24 protein-coding genes are annotated in these 19,173 nt (G+C 36.5%); 12 read left to right on the top strand and 12 right to left on the bottom strand.

Features of this window, described 5'->3' with window-relative positions; translation table 11 throughout:
- Nucleotides 1–24: 24 nt before the first annotated feature.
- Genes LV704_RS10650 through LV704_RS10635 form a run of 4 tightly spaced genes read right to left on the bottom strand, consistent with a single transcriptional unit; the run spans nt 25 to nt 5,130 of the window.
- Nucleotides 25–1,440, bottom strand: coding sequence for a TolC family protein (locus LV704_RS10650; RefSeq protein ID WP_163420284.1), 1,416 nt, complete (start codon nt 1,438–1,440; stop codon nt 25–27).
- Nucleotides 1,424–2,776: an HlyD family secretion protein gene (locus LV704_RS10645; protein ID WP_163420286.1), complete on the bottom strand. Its 1,353-nt coding sequence runs from the start codon at nt 2,774–2,776 to the stop codon at nt 1,424–1,426. Before LV704_RS10645 ends, LV704_RS10650 begins: the two co-directional genes overlap by 17 nt.
- A gap of 7 nt (nt 2,777–2,783) precedes the next feature.
- Complete coding sequence (locus tag LV704_RS10640) at nt 2,784–4,451, bottom strand: peptidase domain-containing ABC transporter (protein WP_163420288.1); 1,668 nt, start codon at nt 4,449–4,451, stop codon at nt 2,784–2,786.
- Nucleotides 4,444–5,130, bottom strand: a complete 687-nt coding sequence (locus LV704_RS10635; RefSeq protein WP_163420290.1) for a TetR/AcrR family transcriptional regulator — start codon at nt 5,128–5,130, stop codon at nt 4,444–4,446. The genes LV704_RS10640 and LV704_RS10635 overlap by 8 nt, the downstream gene beginning before the upstream one ends.
- Nucleotides 5,131–5,277: 147 nt before the next feature.
- Here LV704_RS10635 and LV704_RS10630 point away from each other — a divergent pair, with 147 nt between their 5' ends.
- From LV704_RS10630 to LV704_RS10615, 4 genes are read left to right on the top strand one after another with little or no spacing between them, the layout of a single operon-like run.
- Nucleotides 5,278–5,652, top strand: a complete 375-nt coding sequence (locus LV704_RS10630) for a hypothetical protein (protein WP_163420291.1) — start codon at nt 5,278–5,280, stop codon at nt 5,650–5,652.
- A gap of 2 nt (nt 5,653–5,654) precedes the next feature.
- Entirely contained in the window at nt 5,655–6,032 is a 378-nt protein-coding gene (locus LV704_RS10625; protein WP_163420293.1) for a hypothetical protein, read from the top strand.
- A 49-nt stretch (nt 6,033–6,081) separates the two neighbouring features.
- Nucleotides 6,082–6,396 (top strand): hypothetical protein, encoded by a 315-nt coding sequence (locus LV704_RS10620; RefSeq protein WP_163420295.1) that lies wholly within the window; start codon nt 6,082–6,084, stop codon nt 6,394–6,396.
- Nucleotides 6,397–6,399: 3 nt separating this feature from the next.
- Nucleotides 6,400–6,741 (top strand): hypothetical protein, encoded by a 342-nt coding sequence (locus tag LV704_RS10615; RefSeq protein ID WP_163420297.1) that lies wholly within the window; start codon nt 6,400–6,402, stop codon nt 6,739–6,741.
- 15 nt (nt 6,742–6,756) lie between these two features.
- Here the strand turns inward: LV704_RS10615 and LV704_RS10610 are convergent, their stop codons facing one another.
- On the bottom strand, nt 6,757–7,680 hold the full coding sequence (locus tag LV704_RS10610; protein WP_163420299.1) for a LysR substrate-binding domain-containing protein: 924 nt from the start codon (nt 7,678–7,680) through the stop codon (nt 6,757–6,759).
- An 82-nt stretch (nt 7,681–7,762) separates the two neighbouring features.
- On the opposite strand from LV704_RS10610, the gene LV704_RS10605 reads away from it, so the two are divergent.
- Genes LV704_RS10605 through LV704_RS10585 form a run of 5 tightly spaced genes read left to right on the top strand, consistent with a single transcriptional unit; the run spans nt 7,763 to nt 10,282 of the window.
- A complete protein-coding gene (locus tag LV704_RS10605; protein ID WP_163420301.1) occupies nt 7,763–7,999 on the top strand; it encodes a hypothetical protein in 237 nt (78 codons plus the stop codon).
- 19 nt (nt 8,000–8,018) lie between these two features.
- Nucleotides 8,019–8,312 (top strand): hypothetical protein, encoded by a 294-nt coding sequence (locus LV704_RS10600; RefSeq protein WP_163420303.1) that lies wholly within the window; start codon nt 8,019–8,021, stop codon nt 8,310–8,312.
- 5 nt (nt 8,313–8,317) lie between these two features.
- Nucleotides 8,318–9,280: a sodium-dependent bicarbonate transport family permease gene (locus tag LV704_RS10595; protein WP_163420305.1), complete on the top strand. Its 963-nt coding sequence runs from the start codon at nt 8,318–8,320 to the stop codon at nt 9,278–9,280.
- A 17-nt stretch (nt 9,281–9,297) separates the two neighbouring features.
- On the top strand, nt 9,298–9,663 hold the full coding sequence (locus tag LV704_RS10590) for a hypothetical protein (RefSeq protein ID WP_163420307.1): 366 nt from the start codon (nt 9,298–9,300) through the stop codon (nt 9,661–9,663).
- A gap of 55 nt (nt 9,664–9,718) precedes the next feature.
- A complete protein-coding gene (locus LV704_RS10585) occupies nt 9,719–10,282 on the top strand; it encodes a DNA-3-methyladenine glycosylase I (protein ID WP_163420309.1) in 564 nt (187 codons plus the stop codon).
- A 41-nt stretch (nt 10,283–10,323) separates the two neighbouring features.
- On the opposite strand, the gene aat is transcribed toward LV704_RS10585, so the two are convergent.
- Genes aat through LV704_RS10570 form a run of 3 tightly spaced genes read right to left on the bottom strand, consistent with a single transcriptional unit; the run spans nt 10,324 to nt 12,780 of the window.
- The gene (gene aat / locus LV704_RS10580; protein WP_163420311.1) at nt 10,324–10,986 is read right to left on the bottom strand and encodes a leucyl/phenylalanyl-tRNA--protein transferase; all 663 of its coding nucleotides are present in this window, start codon (nt 10,984–10,986) and stop codon (nt 10,324–10,326) included.
- 33 nt (nt 10,987–11,019) lie between these two features.
- A complete protein-coding gene (locus LV704_RS10575) occupies nt 11,020–12,396 on the bottom strand; it encodes a short-chain fatty acid transporter (protein ID WP_163420312.1) in 1,377 nt (458 codons plus the stop codon).
- 6 nt (nt 12,397–12,402) lie between these two features.
- Entirely contained in the window at nt 12,403–12,780 is a 378-nt protein-coding gene (locus LV704_RS10570) for a DUF3127 domain-containing protein (RefSeq protein ID WP_163420314.1), read from the bottom strand.
- Between the two features lie 125 nt (nt 12,781–12,905).
- Here LV704_RS10570 and LV704_RS10565 point away from each other — a divergent pair, with 125 nt between their 5' ends.
- Both LV704_RS10565 and LV704_RS10560 read left to right on the top strand, forming a co-directional pair.
- A complete protein-coding gene (locus tag LV704_RS10565) occupies nt 12,906–14,054 on the top strand; it encodes a PAS domain-containing sensor histidine kinase (RefSeq protein WP_163420316.1) in 1,149 nt (382 codons plus the stop codon).
- 6 nt (nt 14,055–14,060) lie between these two features.
- Nucleotides 14,061–14,411, top strand: coding sequence for a hypothetical protein (locus LV704_RS10560; RefSeq protein WP_163420319.1), 351 nt, complete (start codon nt 14,061–14,063; stop codon nt 14,409–14,411).
- Here the strand turns inward: LV704_RS10560 and LV704_RS10555 are convergent.
- Nucleotides 14,404–14,796 (bottom strand): HIT family protein, encoded by a 393-nt coding sequence (locus tag LV704_RS10555; protein WP_163420321.1) that lies wholly within the window; start codon nt 14,794–14,796, stop codon nt 14,404–14,406. The two genes, LV704_RS10560 and LV704_RS10555, sit on opposite strands and share 8 nt — an antisense overlap.
- Before the next feature lie 72 nt (nt 14,797–14,868).
- On the bottom strand, nt 14,869–15,345 hold the full coding sequence (greA, locus tag LV704_RS10550) for a transcription elongation factor GreA (RefSeq protein WP_163420323.1): 477 nt from the start codon (nt 15,343–15,345) through the stop codon (nt 14,869–14,871).
- A 186-nt stretch (nt 15,346–15,531) separates the two neighbouring features.
- On the opposite strand from greA, the gene LV704_RS10545 reads away from it, so the two are divergent.
- Nucleotides 15,532–15,969 carry a hypothetical protein gene (locus tag LV704_RS10545; protein ID WP_163420325.1) on the top strand — a complete coding sequence of 146 codons (438 nt, stop codon included), beginning with the start codon at nt 15,532–15,534 and terminating at the stop codon, nt 15,967–15,969.
- A 6-nt stretch (nt 15,970–15,975) separates the two neighbouring features.
- On the opposite strand, the gene LV704_RS10540 is transcribed toward LV704_RS10545, so the two are convergent.
- Both LV704_RS10540 and LV704_RS10535 read right to left on the bottom strand, forming a co-directional pair.
- Nucleotides 15,976–16,974 (bottom strand): Gfo/Idh/MocA family protein, encoded by a 999-nt coding sequence (locus LV704_RS10540; protein WP_163420327.1) that lies wholly within the window; start codon nt 16,972–16,974, stop codon nt 15,976–15,978.
- Between the two features lie 45 nt (nt 16,975–17,019).
- Nucleotides 17,020–19,173, bottom strand: a complete 2,154-nt coding sequence (locus LV704_RS10535; protein WP_163420328.1) for a TonB-dependent receptor — start codon at nt 19,171–19,173, stop codon at nt 17,020–17,022.

The raw sequence follows: 19,173 nt of genomic DNA, 5'->3' as shown, positions 1-19,173 counted from the left end.
TAATGGTTAAGAAAACTAGATCATCTATAAGATTTCTGGGTTTATGGCCAGACTCTTAAATAATCGTGCTTTCGTATAAAAAAACTTGTTCTGTACTTCGTTCTGTTTTAGTGACGCATCTATCAGTTTACCTTCTCTTGAATTAATCAAAAACAACGAACTTTCACCAAAACTGAATTTTCGTTCTTCGGCATTCAATAAAGTATTATAATCTGTTACAATATTGGCAATTAATTGGTTTTGTGTAATGTACGAGTCCAATTCACGATAAATAGCAACTACCTTATTCTGGATTTCCACTTGGGCATTGTCTCGCTCAAATTGTGCATCTTGTAGTTTAAACTTTGCCAATTTTAAATCCCCTCTTTCTTTCCTCAAAAACAAAGGGAAACGAAAACTTACACCACCTTTAAAATTGTCAATGTCCAAAGAATTTATTTGATCAGGTGATTCTGTTAAGAAATTATACTGCACATCCAATATGGGCAGTAACTTATTTGCTTTTAATCGCTTATCCACAACCAAACCATCAATCTTGTATTCCAAAGACCTTAGTTTAGGATGATTTTCCAGTGTAAAACTATCCAAAGGTTTACCCATGATCTCCAAAGTAACATCAATCTCGCTCTCCACATTTTCATCTGGAATTACTTCTGGTTGCAATTCTACGGGTATATTGTTAATCCATAGAAAATTAGAAAGTTCCAAAGATTTTTTCATCAATCTAACTTTGGCCTGTTCCAGACTCAAAGCTCTATTTTGAACGGCAATCTTAGCTTCAACAGTATCTATTATGGCAATATCGCCGGCCAAGGCACTTTGCTTAACTCCTTCAAATCTCACCTCGGCATTTTGAAGAAAATCATTAAAAATCATGGCATCCTTATGCGCTCTAAGCCAATCAAAATAAGCCAAAGAAGCTCTGTACAATACTTGGTTCACCAATAAATCCTGGTCCGCTTTTGATTGTTCTCTAAAGAATTTTGCCTTTTTAAGCGTCGCCATTCTTTCGTTTATCCAAAAACCTTCTCCTAATGACATTGACACCCCTGCGCTGTACAGGCCATCTTCAGGAACTTCTTCATCTGGGTTTATGTGTTCTCCTTGATTTTGCTCAAAATTTCCTTTTAACTCAATTCCAAACCAAGTAGGAATTTTAAACGTTGTGTTCAATCTGTCCCAATATTCTGTCCCCTTAAGGTCCTTTCTGTCATAATCCACTTCAATTTTTGGGTCGAATCCTCCTCGTGCTTTCATTAAGTTAGCTTGTCCCATAGCAATGGTAAGCTGTGCTTGCTTAGCAACAGGGTGATACTTTTTTACATAGCCCAAATACTCACTAAAATTGAGTACGTTAGAATCTTGCTGTGCTTGAACCCAAAAAGTGAATAGAAAGAAGAGTATCCATAACTGGATTCCTTGCTTATTTCTTTTTAACATCGGCAACTTTATTTTCAGGTTGATAATAATTTGGAGGGAAACCATTTAGTTGTCTCCATAGCTCAAACCAAATAGGAACATCTTCTAGCAATGCCATAGTATTGGCCCCGGAACCTACACGTATGTCTTTAGGCCATGCCTGATCTTCCCTATCTGGAGCCAACAGAATTCTATATTTTCCATTATCACTTATAAAAGTTTCTATAGCCACTACCTCCCCCCCAAAAGTTCCAAAGGAAACATTGGGCCAACCGCTAAAAACGATAGCAGGCCAACCATCAAACTGTATACGGACTTTTTCACCAATATGAAGCAATGGTAAGTCTATGGGTTCAACAAATGTTTCTACAGCCATATCATACTCAGATGGCATAATGCCGACTAACCTATCTCCTTCTTTAAAGGTTTCACCAATACCAGATTGTATTGCTTTATTGATAAATCCACTCTGAGGGGCCCTTATATACATTAGATCGTTACGAATTTCATAATTGGTATAAGCGTTTTCTAATTTGGTAACCTGCGCTTCAGAATCAAACTGATTGGACTGCGCAGTGAACATATCACTCTGTGCCTTAGAAATCTTATCTGTATACTCGGCCCGTACTCTACTAATCTCTACCTGAGCATTTATAACGTTGTTCTTGCTGGCCAGCAATTTATTTTCTTGCGAAATTAATTTGGCTTGGGTTTCCTGCAATTTCAAACGCTTTTCCTCAACATCTGTAACAGCCTTTAATCCTTCTTGTTGAAGCTGAACCACACGGTCATATTGTCTTTGGGCAATGGAAATATTGGTCTTGGCAGCTTCTAAATCGATACTGTCACTCTGAACTTTTAACCTAGACTGAAGTAATTTGTTCTTGGACTGTTCCAGTTTTAATCCTCGCTCATTGGACAATGCACCAATCTGTGTGTTGAGGGCTTGTACTTTTCCTTCATAAGAATTCACCGCCATCGACTTGGCCTTGATTTGCTGTCCCGTACGTTCTACCAAATTTGGATCAAAATATTCACTTTTAACCTCAGAAATAAAGAGAATGGTATCCCCTTTCTTTACAAAATCTCCCTCGCTAACGTACCATTTTTCTATTCTCCCAGGAATAGGTGACTGTATGGTCTGCGGACGTTGATCAGGTCTTAATGTGGTTAAATAACCCTTCCCGGTGATATTTTGTGTCCAAGGCAGGAAAAGGATAATTATGGCTATCACAAAAAAAGCAGCCAAAAATCTATTAAAGTGCTTATAATGTGTTCTATAGAAGACTTTCTTAACGGCCTTATAGTCACTTATGTCAACCTTTTCGTTTAACCTGTTTGGTGATATATTTAGCATTGTCTCTCTATCTTTCGTTAATCAATTTTCCATTTTCCATAGTAATGATACGCCCGCAACGTTCTATCCATTTGGGGTTTTCACTGGCTATGACCAATGCCCATCCATTAGAACCATCTGTTAAAAAATCCATGATTTCCGTAGCTTCATTTTCTGCAAATTGATCCAATGGATCCTTTAGGATAAGTAACTTGGGCCTTGTAACAATACTGCGTGCCAGAACAATTTTCTTGGAAATGGTGTAGGGTATTTGTTTTCCCTCGGGATACAAAACTGTGTTTAATCCGTGTGGTTGTTCTTTAACAAATTGGGTCAATCCCGTTTTCTCCAATGCCCAATACACATCTTCTTGGGAAATATTCTTATTTCCAAATGTTATATTGTTAAGCAGGGACCCCTCAAATGGAGATTCCTCACTTAATGACTTTCCTAGATGAGACCGGTAATAGTTAAGGTTTACTCCTTGTAAAGCAACATCATTTACAAATATTTTCCCTTGATCAGGTTCTAAAATACCAGCAATTAGCCTTAACAAGGTCGATTTTCCTGAGCCACTTGGTCCTTGCAATAAAATGGTACAGCTAGGTGTTATAGCCAGAGAGACATCATCAATAATCTTTTTGTCTCTTTCTGGAACATTATACGAAACATCCGAGAGCTCGACCACAAATCCTTCATCATTTGCAAAAGGTTTTTCACCATCTTGCGGTTCTAGTTCTTTATCTACTACTTGCCCCAATTTTTCTAAAGAAGTAAGCAAGTCATAAAACGTTTCTAGACCTAAAATCATTTTCTCTACAGAGCTAATAACCAAAAGAATAATGATTTCCGCAGCTACAAACTGTCCTATATTCATCTCTTGATTGAGCACAAGTAGTCCTCCAATTAACAAAAGCCCTGCAGTTACCAGAACCTTAAACCCAATCATCTGAATAAACTGAAGCACTAAAATTTTAAAATGGCTTTCGCGGGCATCTAGATAATTAGCCACCAAAGTGTCATTTTTATCAATACCATGGGTAGTGCCACCTGATAGCTTAAAACTGATTATTGACCTTGCTATTTCTTGAATCCAATGAGCCACCTTATACTTGTTTTTGGACTCATCCAAACTGGTTTCCAAGCCCCGTTGTGCCGTAAACTTAAAAACCACATATATGAGCAACAATAGAAGTAGGCCATAAATGATAAAGAAAGGATGATAAAATGACAGCAGTAACAACCCAAACACTATCTGCAACAATGCGGCCGGAAAATCTATTAAGATTTTTGAAAGACCTTTTTGCACGGTTAGTGTATCAAAAAACCGATTAGCCAATTCTGGTGGATAATAGTTCCTTAATTCACTCATTTTTATCTTTGGAAATCTGTAAGCAAACTCAAAAGAAGCTCTAGTAAAAATCTTTTGCTGAACATTTTCAATAATACGCATTTGCATTAACTGCAAAGCTCCTGCAAATGCTACGCCTAGAGTCACTAAAACAACTAGGACAATCCAAGATGTGCTTACTTGTGCACCTTGAATTAAATTTATAATTGCTTGTATACCAAGAGGTAAAGAAAGATTTACCACACCAGCAAATATGGCATAATAAAAAACTTGAAGCACATCTTTCTTATCCAATGCTAGCATGCCCATTAGGCGCTGCCAAGCAGTAAGAATATTTTTAGGCATTTTTTGTAGGTTTTACGATCCTAAAGACCAGGTCTGTAAAGTATTGTGTTGGCGTTGTGGTTTGGTTGCAATCTGTCAACATGGGAAAATGTTCCTTAAGAAAATATTGATGCAGACTCCCTTCTAAAACTGTACTTGCTAGACTAGAAGGGTAAGGATAATCACTATCGAGGGATACAATCATTTCATACAAGCGGTTTACCAATCTTTTATATATGATAAAATAACCATCCTTATTTTCTTGATCCACTTCTTTGGTAAGGTATGATTTGGAGTATTCATTAATAACAATCTTGCTTAACAATACCTCGTTTATGTGAGAAAAAGAAACATCTTGCTCTACCGTCTGAGTAAGAATCTCAATAGCTTTTCTAAGTTTTTCACTACGGTCTGTTATGCCATTTGTGGCAAAGACCATTTTATACTCCAACCAACCCCAGTACCACGAAGTTAAGTAGAGAAGTAGTTTATGCTTATTTTCAAAATACCTATAAATGGAACTTTCATTGGATTTTATGCGCTCACCTAGCTTCCTAAATGTGAAACTTTCAAAGCCCATTTCATCAATCATTAAAATGCTCTGTTCAATTATTCTTTTTCCTAAGTCCGATGATTCGGGATCTTTTACATATATTTTGTCATTGATACCAATTCGAATTGACTGCATTAACCTTTCCATAAATAAACTCTGTTATAGATTTGAAACAAATATAACAGTATTACTATTAATATGTGATAGTTTAACTACTATTTAACAATAGTAATGCTTTTTTTACAACTGATTAATCGTACCTTTATATAGATAGTTTCTTTAAAACTAAAGCTTATGAAAAAGCAAATGCTATTTTATCTATGTTTTATTCTGTTATCTGGACCTCTAGTTACCGCTCAAAATAAAGCACAACACATTAACTTTAAACATTTTGTTGAGAGCAGAGGTGATTCTGAAAAAGGGATGTTACTAGAGATTCCATATTCTGATATTGTAATGGTTGATAACCATCTAAATTCTTCCTCTGGGTTTGGACTTACCATGAATTTTCACGGGAATATTGTGGTAATAGATCAGATGAATGTTATGCCTGATGGAAGTACACAAATTGTCTTAAGAAGAGAAGATGGCAGAAATTTCTATGGTTATAAACCTACCATTAAAGCCATTTTGGTTAAAGAAAAAACTGAAAACAATAAATCTATGTAGTTATGAAATCTATAATTCTTTTATTGACGTTCTCCTTATTTGCATATATTATGAATGCACAAGAAAACTATGCTAGTTCAGCAAAGGTTGGCGATCAACTTGTTATAGGCGACCCAATTAGCGTTTCATATAAGAATATTAATGTGCCTCGCAAGAATTTTATCATCAAGCGTGGCGGCATCCCAAATATGTCAACTCTAAAAAAATCAATCGTCACAATTACCAAAATATCTGAAAGCAACAATCCTGTAATCACCTTTAAAAGGTCTGATGGCAAAAAGTTTTTTAAAGCATACAGCACATTGACCGCCAACCTGAATAGCGCAATTAATAGTGGTGAAATGATGCCATATCAGAAAAAAGAGATGCTTGTCAACTAATTTATAATGATGATCGCTCATGTGGCAAGTGAGTACTTAATTATTTCATATGGTTTTAATTCACATTTTGTGTAGCTCTCCTTCTCAAGCAAATAGTATTGTGGATTTTCTCATTGATGAAAAACTAATGCTCAATGCGCTCGTTTCAAGTAAAATGCTCCATAAACGACTAAAGAATGGACAAAATGAAAGTTTGGAACAAACTTTAATAATGGGCACAACAAAAGCGTTGCTCTTCAACAAAATAAAAAAACGTATTAAAAAAAGGTTTTTGGAAAACCTTCCTTCTATTTATGCAATGCCCATTATTTATATGGATGAACATCAGAATCTTGAACTGCAAACCAAAACGCTAAAAGTTTAGTTTATGAAAAAATTGCTGCGGTCCCTTTATCGTTCCAATTCACAAAACAAAAAATCATCTGCTATAAAAGCAGATAACATTGAATCTTTTCTTCTGATTGAAGGAAGCTTTACTCCAGCGGATGCAGCAGAGGTACTTTTGTCCTTACTCAATGACAAAATCAAATTCCATACCGTTCAGTTGCTAAACCTTAAAGATACTGACAGGGTGGATTATCTTAATTCTGAAAGTAGAATAAATGAGTTAAAAGTGGCAAAAGGTAGGATGACAGAAATTATTCTGGATGCCAGAAGCCATGGCAACCAATTAAAAATTCATAGCACTATTGAAATTACAAAAGGATAATAGTTCAGTTCATCCCTAGTATTTTTCGTACCAACTAAAATCCTCCTGAATTATTCTTTCCTTTTCTTTTCCTAAATAATCTAAAAAAGATGAAGCAACAGGAGAGAGTTTTTTTGACCTCAACCAAACCAAATTCCATGTTGTTTGTATGGGTAAGCCTTTTTTAGGATATATTTTTAAATCCCCATTACTTAATTCATTTTTTATCCCTATCAATGGCATAACCGAGCATCCAAGTCCGGCAATTACAGCTTGTTTTACAGCCTCGTTGGAAGTAAGTTCTATACGTTTTCCAACTTGGATTTGCCTTCTTTTTAAATAACTTTCCATTGCCAATCTAGTGGCAGAACCCTGTTCTCTAAATATTAAAGGAGTATCCTTAACAAACATACTTTTAGATAGCAGAATCTGCTCAAAATAGTTGGGATTACCTACCAAGTACAATACATTCTTCATTAAATCAACCTTATTGAGTTTTAAATGGTCAGGTAATACCGAAACAAGGGCAAAATCAACTTCGTTGTTTTCCAGGCCCTCTACCACTTTTGTTTTGTTGGTAACATCCATTATTAAATCTACTCCGGTATTGGATTTCATAAAGCCTGACAAAAAATATGGCATCACATATTTTCCCGTTGAGACCACAGATATTTTTAATCGCCCAGCCAGTTCACCCATAAAAGACTGCATTTTATAATTTATCCCTTCCACTTCATTCAAAATCCTTTCTGCCGAATGAGCTATTTCTCTTCCAAAATCAGTTACAAACAATTTTCTTCCCACTATTTCGGTTAACGGAATTGGAAACTGGGATTGAAAATTTTTTAGCTGGATAGATACCGCTGGTTGTGTTAGATAGAGTTCTTCTGAAGCTTTTGTAATGCTCTGTTTTTCAACAATTTTCAAGAAAATTTGTAGTTGATGCAATGTATAGTTCATAAATATAATTCATGTATTTCATAATAAATATAAATAAAAATATATGATTATAATGTTTCAACTTTGCATCAAAATAAAAAGTATGCTGTACAAACTTTCACATTCGCAAAAACTATTAACCAAAAAGACGAAAACAAAAGATGCAGAAAGATTCTATCCAATATACTATGCTTTAATGGGCTTTATGTTCGCTAGTATTCTAATACTTTCTGCGCTCAATGATTTTCTATTCTTTGGATGGTTGAGCATCTCAATGTCAATCGTATTTGGTCTATTGTCCATTAACATTATTGGAAAGAGACAAACAAAAAAATCTTAAACAATTTAAAAACAAGAAAATGGAAACTTTAATCGAAACAAAACAAAAAATTCAATTGGTTGATGGCAGCTTTACACCATCTGAAGCATGTGACGTAATTACATCTTTATTGGATCAAAAGATAAATTTTCATAAGCTTCAACGCTTGTCATGGTGTGAAGGTGACAGAGACGCTAACACTAAATATCCAGATGAAAGAATAGCTGAATTGGAAAGAGAAAAAGTAATTGCAAATGAGTTCATCAATAGCTTAAGAAGTGAAGGAAAAAGGCTTCGTATTGATGGTATTCTAAAAATCTCTTTGGAAGAATAGACTAAATGGATCTACACCTTCTTGTTGATAACCTAACCAATCCTGCTTTATTATTTTTCTTTCTCGGTATCATAGCAGTTCAATTAAAGAGTGACCTTGAAATTCCACAAAATTCATCAAAGTTTATTTCACTATACCTACTTTTTGCAATAGGTTTTAAGGGAGGGTTAGAACTCTCCCATAGTGATTTTAACATGGAAATAATATGGTCACTTTTATTCGGTATTTTTTTAGCCATCTCAGTTCCAGTTTTCGCTTATTTCATTCTTAGAAGAAAATTTAGTGTTGAAAATTCTGGTGCAATAGCGGCAGCTTATGGCTCCGTTAGTGCAGTCACCTTTGTGACCGCAATCTCTTTTCTAGAAATTGAGAATATAGATTTTGGCGGGCATATGGTTGCTGTAATGGCTTTAATGGAAGCACCTTCCATTATTATAGGAGTATTGTTAATGGCTTTTTTCAAAAAAGGGAAGGAAGAAAAAAGCAACTTTAAAAAAGTCTTGCATCATTCTGTAACAAATGGTAGTGTACTACTGATTTTAGGTAGTTTGGCCATTGGTTTTTTGGCCAATGAACATCAAGCAGAAGGCATTAAACCATTTACTACAGATATTTTCAAAGGCTTTCTAGCGGTATTTCTTTTGGATATGGGCATTACTAGTGGAAAAAAACTAAATGATTTTATAAAGAAGGGCTGGTTTGCCCTTATCTTTTCAATTGGTCTACCGGTAATCAATGGTTGCTTTGTAGCTTGGTTCAGTCAATTCATTACCGAAAGTGTTGGAAATCGCTTTTTATTTGCCATTTTGGCGGCGAGCGCATCCTACATTGCCGTGCCAGCTGCAATGCGAATAGCTGCCCCAAAGGCAAATCCAAGTCTTTATGTGCCAATGGCACTGGCCTTCACCTTTCCTTTTAATATTACTCTGGGAATGCCTCTTTACTTGTTTATAATACAATGCTCCTAACCATAAAGTAATGACAGATGAAAAAGAAAGAATATCCTGTTATTTTTCCAAATCACAAATCTGATAAAACTTCTTCTAAACCCTTTCGTAAAACCTATGAAGTAAGGCTAGGGGCCTCATTTAAAATTGGGGAGCCCGCAAACAAGTCTTATCTATATCTCCATGATTCATTAAAAGACAATACATCAGATGCAGAACTAATTATACCATCACATAAGATAATCAACCAAACTGTGGTGATTACTGGCATATTGAAACTGGCAAATGCGGACCAAAAGGTGATTTTAGAAAGAAAAGATAAAAATGATTTCTACAGAGGTCAAAACAGGCTGTATGTAACTATTGACCAAGCCATTGTTGCCAAGGAACTTATTCCACTATAGATTAAGACCAAATGGAAAACACTATTTCCATTATCTTTAGATAAAATCATTATCAATGAATAAACACAGATGTGGTTGGTGCGAAGGTGATTCGCTCTACGAAGATTATCATGACAATGAATGGGGCGTTCCCGTAAAAGATGATGAAACGCTATTCGAATTCCTGATTTTAGAAACATTCCAAGCTGGGTTAAGCTGGATTACCGTACTAAAAAAACGTGAAAATTTCAGAAAGGCTTTTGACAATTTTGATTACAAAAAGATTGCCAATTATGACCAAATAAAAGTTGATGAACTTTTGGATAATCCAGGGATAATTAGAAATAAACTAAAAGTAAAAGCTACAATTTCAAACGCACAAGCTTTTATGGAGGTTCAAAAAGAATTTGGCAGTTTTAGTACTTATATTTGGGGGTTTGTAAATGGAAAGCCCATCAAAAATAAACTACAGGACTACAAAGAAGGGCCAGCAAACACAGCACTTTCGGACACCATTAGCAAGGATTTAAAAAAACGTGGTTTTAAATTTGTTGGAAGTACGGTAATCTATGCCCAAATGCAGGCTACGGGAATGGTGAATGATCACGAGGTAAGTTGTTTTAGGTACGACGAAGTTTAAGTACATATTGACTCCATTTTCCCCTGTTGACCAGTCTGAAACTATCCCTTTAAAATTTTCATGAAGTAATCTCTTGAAATCTCTTCTGCCCCTAAACTTTTAAGATGTTCCGTATAAACTTGACAATCAATAAGTTTATACTCTTTTTCCTTAAATTCCTGAACCATTTTTATAAAAGCAAACTTAGAAGCGTTTGGCTTGGTGCTGAACATGCTTTCTCCACAGAAAACATGGCCCAAATCCACTCCATATAGACCTCCAACCAAAACATCACCTTCCCATACCTCAAAAGATTTGGCAAAGCCTTTCTCAAAAAGATCTAGGTAGGCCAATTTCATTTTTGGAGTAATCCATGTTCCTTCCTGACCTTTGCGCTCAACTTTTGCGCACTTTTCCAGTACTTCTCCAAAGCAAGTGTTTTGTGTCAATCTAAATTGATCAGCACGCAATACTTTTCTCATACTTTTTGAAATTTTGATTTTCTCAGGGAATAAAACCATTCTTGGATCAGGACTCCACCATAAAATTAAAGCATCCTCATTAAACCATGGGAAAATTCCGCTTTTATAAGCTAAAAGCAGTCGCTCTGGAGATAAATCCCCTCCCACTGCCAGAAGGCCATCTTCATTGGCAGCTTCAACTGGAGGAAATTCCAATCTATCTCCTAAAAAGAATAAAGGAAGATTTTTAGAGTCTTTTTCCAAAGTGCAATTTTTAATAAAATTACGGAAAAAGGGTTATAAAATAAGGAGACCGCTTATATAAACTAGACTGCCTATTAACATAAAAATCAAGGTATACGGTAGAATTTCTTTGGCCTTTAATTTTGTAATCCCTAAAAGCGGTAAGGCCCAAAAAGGCTGTAACATATTTGTTACTTGATCCCCATAGGCCAAGGCCATAACTGCCTGTGGCAATGGAACGCCCAATTGTATAGCAGATTCCAATACCAGTGGCCCTTGCACAGCCCATTGACCACCTCCGCTGGGCACAAAAATATTGACAAGACCTGCGCTTAAAAAGGTGAAAATAGGTAAGGTAACTGTGGTGCTTATTGATACAAAAAAATCTGAAATATCATTGATCATTCCACTGCTACCCATAATTCCCATAATTCCAAAATACAGTGGAAATTGAATCAATATCCCTGCAGTGTCTCCAATGGCCTCTTCCACTGCGACCAAAAAGCTCTTAAAACTTCCGTGAAGTATAATTGCCAGACCCAACATGAAGAAGTTGAGCATATTTGGAGTAATGTTAAGGGCTTGTAGAGCAGGTAAGTATTGAAGTAAAAAAGCAATCAAAATTAAAAACCCAAAACATGTAGCTGCTATTTTTGAGTAATCCAGTTTTTCCGCTCCTTCTAGATTTTCCTTCTCAACAGATTTGAATTTGTACTCCTTTAAATTAACACTATTTGGGCTAACTCTTTTCCCTAAATGATATACCGTAACGACAATAGATAAAGCTACAACCGTAAATAGAATAAGGTTCCAATAACTGAATACCGTAAGCGAGGTAGAAATAGTTTCTGGCAATTGACCTAAGAGTTCAACGTTGGAAATTCCTTCTAACAAGCTCTTCAAATGCCCCGCTTCTGAAACCTTTATTGGGGCAGACCCACTTATTCCTCCATGCCAAACCATTAAGCCCACATACCCAGAAGCGCCTATTAGGGGGTAATTGATCGGGATGTTGTTTGCTTGGGCATATTCACCAACTTTTCTAGCCAAAATAGCTCCAAAAATTAGCCCTAACCCCCAATTAAAAAAGGAAACCAACATTGTTGGCAACGCTACCAAAACAGCTGCATTAGAGGTGTTCTTTACTAACTTGGTAATGCTCAGAATTAATCGCTCCATGGGCTTACTCAATACCAATACATGACCCAGAACCAAAATGAGCATCATTTGGTATGCAAATACCAAAAGACCATTGTTCCAAATCCCATTCTCCCAATGAGAAAGGATAACAGTTACATGATTTTTATCTGAGGTGTTGTCAGTAAAAATTAAAGCAAGAACAATCGTCAGTATTGTTAGAAGTACTGCAATGGTAAAAGGTGAAGGCAAATACCTTCTAAATACACGTTCTATTACCTTGGTAAGACCCAAAGCGGACTAGAATGGTAAATCGTCGTGGTCTTCCTCTTTAAGGTTATCTGCAGGTTCAAAAGCTTCCATTGGTGGAACAGGCGGCATATTCTCAGCACCTCCTTCGGTTTGCAAGTTCTCTACTCGCCAACCTTGTACAGAATTAAAATACTTGGTCTCTCCTTGTGGATTTACCCACTCTCTACCTCTTAAATTAATACTAACTTTCACCATTTGCCCCACGCTATAATTGTTAAGCAAATCGCACTTGTCCTGTACAAATTCCACTAAAATATGCTGAGGATATTGCTCCTCTGTAGTAATAACTAATTCTCTTTTTCTGAAACCATTGTTACCGTAGGTTTTGGTTTCATCAATCATTTTAATTTTTCCTTGGACTTCCATCTATGCTACTTTTCAATAAGCACCAAAAATACATAAAATGAACCCTAATAAAAACCATGTACAACAACGAAGTATCAACATATTTTTACATTTTCTGCTATCTTTAATCACAATTGTACTAAAAAATGAACTTTAGCCCCAAAAAGAAGGCTTCCAACATTACCCTATTAATTTCGGCATTCGTTATTGTGAGCCTTATTCTTTGGAACACAAATAGTTTCTTTAAGAATTTTAAGGAAGAAGAACGACTCAAAATGGAGATTTGGGCTACCGCACAGTCGGAACTCATTCAATCTTCCGTAGATCAAGAATTAGGGAACTTAACTTTAAAGGTTATGGGCAACAACACCTCTACCCCCATGATCCTGGTAAATGAGGAAGGTTCCATAAAAACGCACAATATTTCCGAAGAAAAAGCGGCAGACAGTGCCTACATTCAAAGAAAAATAAGACAGTTTGAAAGTGAGAACGAACCAGTACATATTATTCAAGAAGGAGAGCTATTGGAAACGCTGTATTATGGCAACTCTGAAGTTCTGAACAAATTGAAATATTATCCTCTGGCCCTCCTTTTGATTATTTTTCTTTTTGGAGCGGTCATTTTCTTTTTCTTCAAAACCAACAAAGCATCAGAACAAAACAAGCTTTGGGCGGGAATGGCCAAAGAAACCGCACACCAAATAGGAACTCCACTAACATCGCTTTTGGGTTGGAATGAACTTTTGAAATCTGAAAGCATCAACCCAGATATCACCAAAGAAATTGCAAAGGATATTTCGAGACTGGAGACCATTACAGACCGTTTTTCAAAAATAGGGTCTATCCCTGATTTGGAAGTGCATGACATAGTTTCTGAAACTGAAAAGGCCTATGAATATTTAAAGCGGAGAAGCTCCAAACTTATCCATTTTTCTTTTACTTCTGGTATTGATGAATTACCTGTTCTTTTAAATCCCCCTTTGTTTAATTGGAGCATTGAAAACCTTGTGAAAAATGGAATTGATGCTATGAAAGGGAGAGGAAACATTACCATAGAGATTGAGAAAAAAGGACAATTTGTCAATATTTTGGTTTCAGATACGGGGCATGGTATTCCAAAAAGTGATTTTCAAAACATTTTTAGTCCAGGGGTAACCTCTAAAAAAAGAGGCTGGGGACTAGGGCTTTCATTGGTAAAAAGAATTGTAGAAGAGTACCATAAAGGAAAAATTAAAGTACTTTCGTCAAGTAAAGAAGGAACAATCATGCAAATTTCCCTTAGAGCAAATGTTTAATGAGTCATGGCAAAGGAAAAACAGATTGCAATAAAAGAAGCCGAAATTACCAATAACTGCCCTGAATGCTTTAACCAGGAGCTTAAGCTCACTTTTTACCAGAAACATACGTACAACCCATTTTTTCACAGGACCACAGATCAGGTTACCCATGAGATAAAATGTAAGAAATGTTATTCTATTATTTACCCTGTAAACTGGACTCCAGATATTGAAAGGGTCTTTGAATATTACAATAAATTAGTAACCCCTGACAAGACTTCTGTGAGGTTTACGACACTCTTCTTTATAATACTTTTGCTGATGCTAGGCTTAGGAGGGACAGCGGTTTATTTCTATTTGGAAGGTCTTATTTAATGAAGCTTCTAATTTTTTCGGCAATAGATTCAAATTCTTCAGCCTCCATACTTTCTTTGTAACCAAAAGTTGCGTTCTTCATGCTATGCAATGGAATTAGGTGTACATGAACATGGGGAACTTCCAAACCTATAACGGTCATGCCTACACGTTTACACGGAACAGCTGCTTCAATCGCCTTTCCTACTTTTCTGGAAAATGACATAAGGTTGATATACGACTCTTCATCTAAATCCAATACTTTGTCCACTTCCTTTTTAGGAACGCAAAGTGTATGTCCTTTTGAGTTTGGATTAATATCGAGAAACGCAAAATTATCTGGGTCCTCAGCTATCTTGTAACAGGGAATCTCTCCACTAATAATTTTGGTGAAAATACTGGGCATGCTTGGTTTGGTTTGGTTTTGAATAAAAAATCCCGCTAGGAACGAGATTAAATATAAGAATTATAGCACCTCTTAATCTCGTGTAATCTCCAAAATATCAAATTTTAACGTTCCATTGGGCACAGTGATCTCTGCAACATCACCAACGGTTTTACCCAACAGCCCTTTCCCTATAGGAGAAGTAACAGATATCTTACCTGTTTTAAGGTCGGCCTCACTCTCGGCTACCAAGGTGTATTTCATTTCCATACCATTGGTTTGGTTTTTCAACTTCACAGTTGATAAAACCAATACTTTCGAAGTATCTAATTGCGACTCATCTATTAATCTGGCGTTGGCCAGCGTTTCTTCCATTTTAGAAATCTTCATCTCTAAAAGACCCTGTGCTTCTTTGGCCGCGTCATATTCCGCATTCTCCGACAAATCCCCTTTATCTCTTGCTTCCCCTATAGCTTGTGAAGCTTTAGGTCTTTCCACATCTTTTAAGTAGTTGACCTCTTCCCTTAATTTTTTTAATCCTTCTGCTGTATAATAAGATACTTTACTCATATCGTCATATTTTAATACAAAAGAACACTGAAGAAAATATAATTATTTTCCCAATGCATCTTATGGCCACAAATACAAAAATCCCCAGCTGCCTCTATGACAAGCATAGGTTTTTAGCGAGGATTTAACGCAAATATAGGTATTTTTTGCCCAAATTTGCTCAAATAACGTTTTGAAATCTACACTATGAGGCACTTCTGGAGCTGTATTTTATTGATTTTTCTGATTTCTTGTGATTCTGATAGCACCAACAGAAATCCTTTCCTTCAAGAGGTAGGTTTTAGATTTGACCTAAACTTGAATTTGCCACTTTACAGTGATTTGAACAATATTGGTAACCCTGTATTTGTAGATAACAATGGAGTAGGAACCCGTGGAGCTTTTGTAATCAAGTCCGGATTGGATACTTTTTTTGCTTTTGAAGCAAGTTGTCCCAATCATGCGCCCAATAATTGCTCTACAATGACCATTGATGGGCAAAACGTAACCTGTTCTTGTGAGGGTTATACCTATAGTCTTTTTACCGGGCAGCAATTAGACAGACCGGATGACGGCAATCGTTATTATGACCTACTTTTTTATAGAGCTACACAAAGTGGAAACACCATAACTATTTCTAATTAGGTGCTATTAATGGTTCCCTAATATTTTATCCATAACCCAGCTGGTATGCAATCCAGAATACCCCAAAGAAGGATGCACTGTTTTTCCTAAAAGATGGTCTTTTATGTTTTGTACATGATATTCCTGAATATGCTCCGGATGTTTAATATTCATGACTTGGTGTCCCGATGCATTCTCCAATTCAATTGGGGCTTCATCTAAAACAGAAAAGTTTATTTTCCCTTCTGAACCAAAAATTTCAACTCCATCAATACGGTGGCTACTTCCAAAATTCCAATTACCCTCTCCGGTAACCCCACCATCATGAAGCCAAATACCTGAAACGGCATCGTAAGCAGAATATAGTCCTTGCTGGTTTAATGCTATACCCTTTGCTTCTTTTATATCACCCAGAAGATAGGTGAACAAATCCAGCCCGTGGCTGGCCAAGTCGTCAAAATAGCCTCCAGGTGCTACATTCTTATCTGTTCTCCAATTAGATGTTCTTCGCATATCTATATCGCTAGGAGGTTTTGTCTTTTGCCAATGAATATGCCTTACCTCCCCAATCAGATTTCCATTTAACCATTCCTTTATTTTTAGAAACCTTGGAAGGGACCTGCGATAGTAGGCTATAAAAAGTGGCAGGTTTCTTGATTTAAAGGCCTCATAAATTACCAAACTATCCTGATAATTTGGAGCCATTGGCTTTTCTATACAACATGGTTTTCCCGATTCCGCCACTTGAAGGGCATAAAATTTATGGGTGTCTGGTGGTGTGGCAATATAAACGGCATCAATATCTGGATGCTCTATGACTTCTTTTGCATTGGTCGTCCAATTTGGTATTTTGTGCCTTTTGGCATAATCTTCTGCCTTTTCGGCATTTCGCCTCATGACCATATTCACCTGAAAATCTTGGGTCATTTGATAGGCTGGGACACTCTTTTTCTCAGTAACACTTCCGCAACCTATAACACCCCATTTTATGGGTGATTTATTAAAAAAAGAAAGGGATTCTGTCATGATTTAATAAAAATACAGAATCCCTTAAAATAGTTTTGCCCTATGTCAGAAATTAATGGTTGCTCCTAATATAAAGTTGATGCCTGCCTGTGGATAGAAACCTGCTCCTTCAACTGTGGTGCCGCCATCATCAAAAGTGAAGAAAAATCCATCTGAAACGATGTCCTCATCAAAAATATTGTTGACCAAACCAGAAAGCACAATATTCTTTATAAATGAATTGGTTTCAATAATGTACTGCACATTAAAGTCTGTTTGCGAATAACTTTCCAAAACAGAAACTTCAGAATCAATATTACCCATGTATTGTTTCCCTACAAATTTTGAAAGCAAGGACAGTTGCAGGTTTTCATTTGGTAGAAACGAAAGAATATTGCCTGCTACTACGTTAGGTGAAAATGCAATATTTGTGTTTCCCAAATCCTCAAGTGCTCCATCTCTTTGAAAAACAAAATCGATATTTCTATTATCACTTAATGCAACATTAGGTTGCAAAGCAAATTTATTCCCTAATTTAATATTTGCATCTATCTCCAGTCCCAATCTATAGCTATCCCCAACATTGGCCCGTAATGGCGCCCCTACATCATTTAGCTCTCCTGTAAGCACCAACTGATCTTTATAACGCATATAATACACATTGGTATTTAGCTGAAAATCTGGGGAAACATATCTCCATCCCAATTCAAAATCGTTTAAACGTTCTGGTTTGGGGTTTCCATTCTCGTAATCATTCCTATTGGGTTCCCTATTGGCAACAGCATATGAAAAATAGAAATTGTTGCTTGGGTTAAGATTAAAAGTGATTCCCGCTTTTGGATTGAAAAAATTAAAAGTATCATCAACCAGTCCTGTATCCTCACCATTGGCCTCATAGCTAACACCTCTATATTGCAAATCTCCAAATATGGACCATTTACTATCTAGTTTATAGTTGGCCTTTACATAGCTGTTAAAATCAGTTTTAGTGGAGTTGTCATCATAGTAACGATCTCTAATAGTACTATTGCTGGCAAAACGTGCCCAGATAACTTCTCCAAAATGGTCCCCTTTGTACACATTATAACCGCCACCAATAATTAAATCTAGATTTTCCTTCTTGTGATTTAAAGACAGAACTGTTCCATAAAAATCATTATCCAACCATCTTCTTCTAATCAAATCCGTTGTATTTACCGCTTGTCCATTAACCGTTATAGGCTCAAAACCATAGGTTGCAAAATCATCATCTTCCCTAAATTGCTCAAAATAACCTCTTCCTCTTGTATAATGAAACGCAATATTAGAACTCCATTCAAGACCAATATTTTCATTCCAGTGTAATTGAAAATGATCTTGCTTGTAGTTGTCCACTTCTTTATCGTAAAACTGAGTATTCCCATTTTCGTCCGTATATAATCCGGCCGGGTTAAAAGTTCGATTGGTCCTTAATGTTTCCGTATCAATTCCAAACCAGGACTGGTAGGTAATCTCATGGCCTCCAAAAAGTAATGCTTTAATCAGCGTATTATCATCTTTATAAGTCCCCTGCAAAAAATATGCATCCAGTTCTGAGCTTGCCCTATCCACATATCCATCAGAGGTAATTCTTGACAGTCTTCCTGAAATCTCAACATGGTCGTTGAGCAGACCAGTGCTAAACTTTAGATTATTCCTTAGGGTATTAAAGCTTCCAATAGATGAAGATACTCTACCATAAGCTTCTTCAGTATAGGCATCTGTCAATAAATTTAAGCTTGCACCAAATGCACCAGCACCGTTTGTAGACGTCCCCACGCCTCGTTGTAACTGAAGACTTTCCGTAGACGAAGCAAAGTCAGGCATATTGACCCAAAAAGTTCCTTGCGACTCGGCATCATTGTATGGAACACCATTGATGGTCACATTCACCCTCGTTGCATCACTACCTCTAACACGAATACCAGTGTAGCCAACCCCTGCCCCAGCATTGGATGTGGTCACCACAGCAGGTAAAAAATTCATCAAAATTGGGATGTCTTGCCCTAAGTTTCTAGGAGCAATTTCTTCTTTGTCCAAATTGGAAAAAGTAATTGGAAACTCTTTTGTAACCCTAATAGCTTGAACCAACACCTCGTCCAGTACAATTTTTTTTCCTTCTAAAGAATCTGTTGGTTTTTCTTGGGCACTGCCAATGAGTGCCAGCCCGCAAAGGGCAGTAGTTGTGAATAAAGTTTTCAT

The organism is Flagellimonas sp. CMM7 (assembly GCF_021390195.1).
In the GTDB taxonomy this organism is placed as follows: Bacteria; Bacteroidota; Bacteroidia; order Flavobacteriales; family Flavobacteriaceae; genus Flagellimonas.
This window is presented reverse-complemented; position numbering and strand designations above follow the sequence as displayed.